At 37.3% G+C, this 9,495-nt stretch carries 7 protein-coding genes and 1 pseudogene; 1 reads left to right on the top strand and 7 read right to left on the bottom strand.

The window, feature by feature from the left end; all coding sequences use genetic code 11:
- Together ACERJO_RS20645 and ACERJO_RS20640 are read right to left on the bottom strand one after the other, a co-directional pair.
- Nucleotides 1-845, bottom strand: an 845-nt coding sequence (locus ACERJO_RS20645) for a hypothetical protein (RefSeq protein WP_373648736.1), incomplete at its 3' end; no start/stop codon positions are given.
- Nucleotides 827-1,135: a T7SS effector LXG polymorphic toxin gene (locus ACERJO_RS20640; protein WP_373648735.1), complete on the bottom strand. Its 309-nt coding sequence runs from the start codon at nucleotides 1,133-1,135 to the stop codon at nucleotides 827-829. The genes ACERJO_RS20645 and ACERJO_RS20640, both read right to left, overlap by 19 nt.
- 842 nt (nucleotides 1,136-1,977) lie before the next feature.
- Between ACERJO_RS20640 and ACERJO_RS20635 the strand changes: the two are divergent.
- A pseudogene (locus ACERJO_RS20635) lies at nucleotides 1,978-2,088 on the top strand (IS3 family transposase); the annotation flags it as partial.
- A 194-nt stretch (nucleotides 2,089-2,282) separates the two neighbouring features.
- On the opposite strand, the gene ACERJO_RS20630 reads toward ACERJO_RS20635, so the two are convergent.
- From ACERJO_RS20630 to ACERJO_RS20610, 5 genes are all read right to left on the bottom strand, one after another.
- The gene (locus tag ACERJO_RS20630) at nucleotides 2,283-2,444 is read right to left on the bottom strand and encodes a hypothetical protein (RefSeq protein WP_373648734.1); all 162 of its coding nucleotides are present in this window, start codon (nucleotides 2,442-2,444) and stop codon (nucleotides 2,283-2,285) included.
- 316 nt (nucleotides 2,445-2,760) lie between these two features.
- Nucleotides 2,761-5,973, bottom strand: coding sequence for an AAA family ATPase (locus ACERJO_RS20625; protein ID WP_373648733.1), 3,213 nt, complete (start codon nucleotides 5,971-5,973; stop codon nucleotides 2,761-2,763).
- On the bottom strand, nucleotides 5,954-6,661 hold the full coding sequence (locus ACERJO_RS20620; protein WP_373648732.1) for a hypothetical protein: 708 nt from the start codon (nucleotides 6,659-6,661) through the stop codon (nucleotides 5,954-5,956). The genes ACERJO_RS20625 and ACERJO_RS20620 overlap by 20 nt, the downstream gene beginning before the upstream one ends.
- On the bottom strand, nucleotides 6,609-8,030 hold the full coding sequence (locus ACERJO_RS20615; protein WP_373648731.1) for a hypothetical protein: 1,422 nt from the start codon (nucleotides 8,028-8,030) through the stop codon (nucleotides 6,609-6,611). The genes ACERJO_RS20620 and ACERJO_RS20615 overlap by 53 nt, the downstream gene beginning before the upstream one ends.
- On the bottom strand, nucleotides 8,006-9,328 hold the full coding sequence (locus ACERJO_RS20610) for a toprim domain-containing protein (RefSeq protein ID WP_373648730.1): 1,323 nt from the start codon (nucleotides 9,326-9,328) through the stop codon (nucleotides 8,006-8,008). The genes ACERJO_RS20615 and ACERJO_RS20610 overlap by 25 nt, the downstream gene beginning before the upstream one ends.
- Nucleotides 9,329-9,495: the final 167 nt, after the last annotated feature.

Raw genomic sequence — 9,495 nt, 5'->3', positions numbered from 1 at the left:
ATTGTTTTCTCTTCACCGGTTTCTCCTCCATCGACTGTTGTATTCTTTGTTGACGCTGGAATCCCTGTAAAAGCAAGTGACACAACTCTTAATAGGCTAAGATCTATTCGATGGGTAATCGTTTTGTTCCACCATGTTTTTAGGGCATCGACAGACAAACGACCTTCTAACGTGTCCTTTTGTTGTTTCTGTTCAAACGTCATCGTCGAACGCATGGCAGCCAACGGAACCTTCGTCGCAAATGAATACAGAAACTGAAACCTTGGGTCTGTACGGTAATGAAGCAAACTCCGGCCTAGCGGGGAGTGTGCGAACCATCCTTGTCCCCTTCTAAGCTGCTCGTCAAACGACATTTTCTTCACATATTTCGCCAATCCTACTGTCGTCCGACCGATTTGAGTTTGGGTGACACCGGATTGTTTAACGACACATTGAAGGAAGGATGCGTTGGAAAGCACGGAGGAAAATGCTTGGTTCTTCTTTGCGTCGTTTACGATAGACTGAATGGTTGGTAGCTGCACTTGAAACCAGTCTGGTGTTTTTGATTGTGCGGTTTTCTTCTGCCCCGCTTTCAATAACACTTCTATTTCAGCCATGGCCTCTTGAACGTGATGATGGTCTGCTTTTCCTCTTTTCGTAAAAGCGACTAATTGTTCCGTTACATCTGAAGTCACTTCCACTGTTTCTTCTTTTCGATTCATCACATTCGAAAACGAAGGAGATTGTGCCGAAGTTATATCCGAGACACTCTTTATAATCGCATCTATTTCCTTTGAAATGCCTTCTAATTGCTTATACTTCCTATGTATATCTTCTTCTTGATCCTCTATGTATGATTGATCCACACCGTCAGATCATTCGAGTCGACATTCGCTTTGAAATCATTGAGATGCTTCATCAAATTTCTCTCTAGCTGATTCGATAAACCGATAAACGCCTGAAGAAGCGTGCCGTGATAGTCACGGAAATAGGTCTTCGCTGCATTCGCCGTTTCTCCTTTAAACGTCTCCATCTCGATAATTTGATTAATATTCGACTCGACCTCGCTTAATCCTAAACGAAGAGCTTTCATCGTCTTTTTTTGTTCTTCCACAAAGCTTTGCACTTCTGAAAGATTCACTTTTAAATTGGCCACTGTCCACCTCCAAAACAAAGAAATACCGCCCACATGGAAAACGAAACAACCGATTTACTGGACTTCCATACGTCTCTTAATCGGATGTGACATAAGAAGAAATAGTTTCCATGTTTTGAGGCCTGTATCTACATTTATGACAGAGTCATAACTTCTTTCTACCATATACTTCTTATCTGTCATTTAGTTACCATTATAATCCATGTTATAATTTAGATTATATAGGTGTAAGTCTCCATTTTAAGAACAGATAAAAGTCCTAGAAAATTTTAACTTCTGTTCCTAAAGCAAGTATTGGTGGATATCAGTGGCAGTGGTAAAAACTAGGATAGAAAAGTAATGTTTACAATAGAACCCAACGGTGATGTGAATCGGTCCACAGATTTCGCTGGTGGGTTTGTAGATGCTGTACGTAAGTTATTGGGATCGGACAAAAAATAAGAGGGGCTGTTTAGAACTTATGTTGAGAAGTATATTAGGGGACACGCTAGGATTTATGCTTGGATATACTTTTAGTGCTGTCATTATTGGTCTACTAATTAAGTATTTTAACAAAGATAAGATGACGTGGAAACAAACAATTATTGGAATAGTACTGTTGAATGTGGGTTTCATTATTTTCAATTTGTACGTTTTCCCACGCTTTTAAGGTGTCGATGCGATGCAAAAACTCATTATTCGGATATAGACAATTGTTAGATGATAACCATATTGACGGTTTAGCAGAATTAAATTAAGAAGCTATTGATATCTCCTTAGAAGAGAAAGATAACATGTACAAGTAAATCATAATCGTTTTAAGAGCACAAACTACTTTATGGTTTGTGCTCTTAAAATAACGGGAGTTGTTTAAATATATTGAAGGTTGGTATAACCGAAAAAGAATTCATGGCACCATCGGTTATTTAACCCCACAAGAGTTAGAAAATACAACTTTAAGCATCGCGGCTTAGCACAAACTTCATTAGAAGCACTGGCTTTAGGAGTGGCGGGCATGATAGCTTAGTTTGGGCATTGCCAGCCTCTATAGCTAGCTTCCTGACAAGAGACTCAAGCCCGCAGAACAATTACATTATCATTGCTTACAATAACGACTGGCCTTCTTTTTCCATTTAACTCAACAGTCCATATTTCCCGTTTACCTGTTTTACTCATCTTCCTTACCCCAAAACATCTCTTCTTTTTCTTTTATGATTTGCTCTATTGGAGGTCTGCTGTCAAAGTAATTATCAAATAACTTATTTAGTAATTTGATTCGTTCCCCATTATCCATTTCTTCGATTGCTTTCATTATCTCATCAGCAGTCATTCATAACCACCTCATTTAATAAATAATTTACTCAAATCAATTATACAATAGATTTAAATTTTAATAAAACAATCGTTAGCTGTACGAAAAAGAAAAAAAGAACAACTTTTAACTTATGTTCTTACTTTTACGAGAATAATATATTTATTTTTTTGTGCTTAAATTTGACACCGGTCAGTCACACCGTTTCCGCATCTTTCATCTGATATTTAAATCTTATTCTGATTTGGTTTCATTAATTTCTATATTAAAGTGATAAGCAATTTTCTGATAGAGTAAAATGAAGTGATTCCCCGCTTAAAACAATTACTGTAAATCATTTTAAAGCTTCTTCACTTCTTTTCACCTTAAAGATCTTACTCTGCGGAATATTGGGATTGTGATGAACAACATATGCTTTAGAAAAACGATATAGGTATTCTGCTTCATGAGACTTAGGAGTTAAGATTATCATTTTTCGCTGTAGTTCCTTCTCATATAACTCAAACACTTTATCTTTACGTCCTTCATCAAGTGCACTATCAAACTCGTCGAGTACGATATAGCCTGGTGTTGCACGAATCGTTTGTAATAATGCCAAAGCAAATAGTAAGGAACTAAGAGACTCTTCCCCACCAGATACCCCTTTCCCTACTTTGCCGCCTCTTGCTTTAACACTTACATCCTCTAATCTTCCTCGATGCCCTTCTTTACGTGCCTTAATATATAAGGCATAATGAATTTGATTACGTCGGTCTGTTCTCATATCCCAATCTATCTCCCCTTGGAAGCCAAACAGAGACATATAATGGACAAACTTTTGATTAACATCAATAACTTTACTATTAATTGTGCTTTCCAAATCTTCTTTTAGACGTTCCATTCGCTCTGTATATTCCTCCAACAATAGTTTCGATTTCTTCACTTCTGTAGCGGAGCGATCATACTCTTCTTTCATTTTTTGATAGTTTTCTGGAGCAGCTTCATCAATCCCTGTTTCATTTGCTGCATGAGAATATTGAATTTTTCCACTTTCTCGCATGTCTTCTGCCTCAGGTTTAGTTACATTAGGTAGTTCTGTAAGCTCATATGCAAAACCTTTTAACTGCTGTTTTACAGAGTCTAATAACCTTTGTGTATCATGCTGGACGGATGAATAGTTCTCTTCACTCGTTAAATATTCTTCAGACCGATGTTTGATTTGCCTTTCTATTGACTCAATTTCTCGGTCTTTGTTTCTGAGGCTATCGACCAAATCCTCTATATCCCGATTTAATTTCTTTTCTTCACGTCGTTTCTCATCCAAGAGGGAACCAAGTTGTTCTAACTGTGCATTGTTATTCTTTTTCTCTCTTTCTAACTCGGTTAAATATTGCTTCAATTGGCGTACTTTTGTTATTTTTTCCTTCTCTTTTTCATACTGAATAAAAATTTCTTGATAGTTTTTAAAAGTTTCTACCTTTTGCTTCCAGTCAGCACGCTCTTCATTGAGCCTATTCCACTCCGTCTGAATCTCGTCCCTATTTTCCTCGAGTTCACGTTTTTCATAACTTAGATTGTAATGCTCACTCTTTCGCCACTCTCGTTCATTTTCTTTTAGCAAAAAGGCTTCTGCATCTTTTAAAGCCTCGTGTTTGCGAAATAACGTACTTTTTCTACGTGTTAATTCATCTATTTCATTTGATAGATTGCTAATGTCATTGCCAAGCAGTTCAAGCTCATCCTCTACTTGTACTCGATAATATTTTAAAACTTTTTCACTTAGAATGATACGCTTCTCCTCTTGGGGACCTCTTATCCCTCTTGCATCGATAAGCACTTCATTTTGAATCCGTGGTTTTTCATTTTCAAAAAAGCTCTTAACCCACCAAAGTGCTTTTACCGCAAGTGGATAGAGATTATTGCTTAATTCTTTTATCTTTAAATGTTTAGCCGGAAGGTGTGTAATTGTTATTTCTGGAATAATATTTGGCAATGGGACATGATATAAATCATTTGGTGCAAGGAAATCTGTTTTGTTCACAAACAACGTATACTTTATCGAATCAAACAAAGCTTCGTCTTTCGGCTTAGCTGCTTCATCTAGTTCAACAAGCTCACGCAAAGGATATACTTCTATATTTCGTTTTTCGAAGTACTGGATTGCCATTTCCTGACGAGGACTGTAAACGCGATTGTTTCTAAGGTTTTCTAGTTCTTTTTCTAACCTTCCTTTTTTAATTACAAGATTTCCTTTTTCATCTTTTGCATCTTCTAGTCGTTGCTCATTGAACTCCATTTCTTTTTGCACAGCTTGACTACTGTTATATGCATCAATCAATTTATGCACTTCTTTTTCCTTAGCACTGTCTTGGACAATCTTCACTTTTAGTTCAGCTATTGGCTGGGTTATTTCATCTAATACTTGTTTATTGCTTTCCAACAACTGTTGCTTTTCTTTCATTGAAGCGTCAATGGAAACATATTTTCCCTCTGCATTAACCAAAGCTTCATTTAGTTCTTCTTCAGTCATGCCAATCCGTTCTACTCTCTTCGTCATTTCCTCGATTTCCTTTGAGACAGCCTCCACTTTGTCTTTATGATTTGATATCTCCTCTTGCAAGCGAGTTAGCTCACCGTCCAGCTCTAGCTCATGAGACTCCATTTGACTGATTGCTGCTTGAAACTGTTCATGCTTTTCTCTCTCGTCTGCTAGTAGAATTATTTCTTGCTGCTTCTCTGTAATTCTCTCTTCTTTGTCTACTTTTAATGTTTCTATTTGATCTCTTAAAGTATTCATTTGATTAAAATGATGCTTTTCCAACCATTTAAGAGCTGAAATATACTGCTTGAATCCTTCTTCTAATCGTTTGTTTCGACTATAATACCTATCTAATTCGTTTTTCTTTTGATTTAACTGGAGTTTGTTAAGACCTTGTTTACTCTCCGCTTCCTGCAAGGTCTGCTCCGTTTCTTTTACGAGTTCTTTGCTTTCTTCCCAGTTTTTCTGGATTCTATCAATACCATTCATTTCACTGAAAATACGAAAACGCTCTTCTGGATGCATCACTGCAAACTGGTTTACCTCTTTTTGATACCAAATTAAATAAAACTCATCCGGATCAACAGCATATTTATAGAGAAGTTGATTTTTATATTCAGTAAAATTAAAGTTCCGATCTCCAGAAGAATATTTCGTTTCCCGTTCCCATTCGTCAATGACCTCTCCCTCTTGAATATAAAATTCTTTTTTTACTGGATCACCCGGCTTCTGTTCAATTTCTAATCGAAACTGAACAAACTGTGGCGCATCAACCTTGATTTTTCCATCATTTTTAAAAAGCAACTCAATTTTTGCTCGCCACGTTTGGTCTGTTGGAAGATTGTTTGACTTTAACCCTTCAAGGTCAACTTTACTTGAATAAAGAACGCCACCCATACAAAACGTGACCGTTGATTTTCCTGCACCATTTGGTCCAGAAATTAAAATATGGTCATCTTTATCAGAGAAATCCATAACTATCGGCGTATAATCTCGTATGCCTGAAAATTTAAGTCTCCATGGAATCATTACTCGTGCCTCCATTCATGTTGTAGCGTTTAAAGAACCGTAAGACATCATCCATGTGCAACTGATTCGATTGACTAAACTCGGTGTATCTTCGTAAAAAGGAATCCGAAAATAAATTAGCACCAATAGATGTAAGTTGATAGGCTTCTTCCTCTGAATTCGTATCATATACTTCAATTGCCCCAATCTTTTTCAACGGGTCCAAATTCGCTTGAATCTTTCGTGTTACCTGCAATGATTCGTGGCCAAAACTATTAATCAATTGGGAAAAGAGTGTATATTCATTCTGCAGTACGTCTTGGTGATAAAAAATATACATGAGAATAGCTAAACTTTCTTTATTTAATAGTGTTTTCGCTTGTTTTGCAGGCACACGCATGAGTGCTACTACTTGATTTCTTCGCTCATCATAAATCACTTTTATATAACGACTAACTGCTTGGTTTACTCGCTTGAGAAAAGAGAAGAATGCTTGTTCATCATCTGTAATTCCAATTATTTTTTCTACTTCCTTACGTGAAAGTCCAAAATTCCCACTTCGAATTGTAGCAGACGATGAAAAAAGGATTTGCATAAATGCAAGTTCTTCCTCTGTCGTTAGAAAGCCTTTTAACGATTGTAGGGCTGCTAATGGATTAACGTTCGTGATTTCTTCCTCGTTTTCTAATTCCATATGTTCCCTGTTCATCCTCACTCCACCTCCAGTCACGTTGATCTTTATTATGGTACAGTTGCTTTTTCGCTTGTTCATCAATGTCAGCTTTTTTATTTGCCACTAGTGCTGAAACACCAATTAATCCGTTGAGTACGTCACTCCATTTGGATGACCCAGACTGAATAATTAGTTCGTCAAGGCCTGCTTCTTCTACTTCTTCCAAATACGCTTCAATCCTCTCTGTGTGTATCATTTGTTTTGTCATTTGCCATTTCGAATCGCCCATTATTTCATCCAACTGTCCTTCCATTATTTCTTCAATATCTGGAAATTCTTCTTCAACTATTTCTTCTATCTCTTCTGTAATCGGTTCATAGTTTTCGATATAGTGAATTCCTTCATCAATAGCCATCGGTGATAGAGGGCTAGCAAATTTCACCGGTGCCCAAAGACCGTCTATTTCTTCGTCCTCGTATTGTCCTTGTTCCATGAAACTTAGTATTTGATGTGCGTTCGGTATTTCAGAACCAGGTGGTGGGTCAAACGATTTTACGATGAACGTGCGAAACGCTTCCGGTTGGATTCTATGATTAAAATCCGTCTCTTGCAGATGGGCAAACTTTAAAATTTTATTAATTGTCCCTAGGCTAATTTTTGTTCCATCACTAATCGCAGCCGTACCTCGTTGTTTAATATCTGAAAACACAAGCTCTTGATCAACTGTTTCAAATTTCTCCATTCTTGCTTCCATCTTACCTTCTAGTTCTGTCATCAGATGATGAATCACTTCTACTTGTGTTAATGCATTTCGGTCTGCTAAATACTCAAGTTCCCTTTCATGGAGAAGCAATACAGCTTCTTCCACATTTTTAATCATACTCGCAAGCTTATTCCCACCAGAAATCCCTTTATCATCATATGCTTCACTTAATTCTGCATCTCTTTTTGCTTGAAAGAGTGACCTTGCCACATCATCATTGAGATAATACGCAAGAGAGTCATTAGCTAGACGAATTAGTACATCCATCATTCTTTTTCCTACATCACGCATTTTAATTCGTTTTGCTGTTTTGGCTACCCAGTTAAATTTCCCCAAAACGAACACGAGATGCTTCATATAACTATGCGTAATTGTTTCATCATAGCCATATACATTGCGATAGCGATAAAATAATGTTTCCTCGCTTTCAATCGGCTCTGCAATACCGAGTGCTTCTTGGTTAATAATATTCAACACTCGGAGGAAACGTAGTACGTGGATTGGTGACTGAAAATACTCCCTATCACTTAATTCCGTTAACACACCTGAAAGTTGTGCAATATCACGCATCGATTGTAGTAACTCAGGTTTATCATCTGTAACGTCAAAGATCGAAATTAATGATTGATCCACTTTTTCCACAGCTCTACACCTCCAATTTCTTGTTCCTGTTCTTCTTTACTCATTTGTATCGATTGTTGGTATTTGCTTGCAAAAGTCCCCCACTCTGTTTCGACGGTTAATGGTGGTACAATCCACTTGGTTAGGACATTTTCATCTTCTGTTAACTTATATAATTGCTCGGCAATCAAATGACCTGCTTCATCAACGTCCGTCCAAATAATAACTTGACTGACACAGGCTACTAGTTGCGAAATTAGTTGTCTATGTGCAGACCTTACTTGTCCATCCACACCTAATACAAAGCTTTTCGTATCTCTTAGAAATTCTTCCTCGTAAGCCATACGTGTTAACACACCTCTGTTTTCAACCAACCACAACACGTCTGCTGTCGTTTTAAACGTCTCCGAAAAAACAGCTAAATCTGTCGTTGCATGAACAGTACCATAACCATAATCCACGTAGTTCCCTTGCATTGGTCCAGTAAAAAACAATGGTGTAATCGTCCCCATACTTGCTAGGCCTAACAATTGAATTGGGCGATGAAGGAGGTTTTCTGTTTCCTCAATAAATTCCTTTTTATAAGCGTCAAACTTTTTTGATCCACCTATTTTCCGATAATAGCTAGCACCTATTTGCTTCCAATCAAAATGCTTTTCCGTGCATGCCAGTTTATATAAAGCAATCAAAAAATGTAGGTATAATACTTGTTTCTTCAAACGCCAAGAAGGATGCATGCGCTCAATTAACTTAGTCTCTCCAGCTAATACACTATCTGTCTCACTTGTAAATTCATCTAATTGGCTTGCTAATAAGGCAACAACATCTGCGCGCTGGTCTTGTTCAAAACCTGGAACATCGCTACTCCTGGCAACTTCCCATTGCTTATTCCAATCAAGTAACCAGTTTCTACTCTCTTCTTCTGCTTCTGCTTGTACCTTTAAGCTCAGTTGATAAAGCACAAAGCCCATTCGATATCGTTCTGTTTTTACTGTTCTCTCATCTTTTTCTAAACGAATTTCACGAATTACCCACCCAAAACGAATCCATTCATAGGTTTCTTCAGAAAGATCAACCTGCTTTTTCGTATTCGGACTTTTAAAACTGTTGGTAAGTTTTGTTGGAATTTTATCTATTCCCTGTAAGTCCGTAGTACTCCCAACCATTAGCCTTGCGACAATTCTTCTTGTTCTTACCGTTCGTTTAATTACCGATATATGAATAATGCCGTTCTGCTCAGATCCATCGCTGACATGTAAGCTCTCATTTTTTAATACAAAATGATGCTGCAAATAATCCTGTAACTCTACAGAAACCAAGGTACAAACCTCCTCTATTACTCTTTTATTTTACCATGGGTCTAGGTGGTAGTACGATTGGAACAGACAGAAAATATTAGGAAGTTACTGAACAAGATAAGTCGTATCCTTTCTTTGTTAGAACGAATATCCTTCATCTCATCCATTTCTTCACTCCTATTATTTTA

Origin of the sequence: Halalkalibacter sp. AB-rgal2 (assembly GCF_041821005.1) — a bacterium.
Classification (GTDB): Bacteria; Bacillota; Bacilli; order Bacillales; family Bacillaceae_D; genus Halalkalibacter.
The sequence above is the reverse complement of the archived record's forward strand: the minus strand, read 5'-3'. Positions and strand labels throughout refer to the sequence as shown.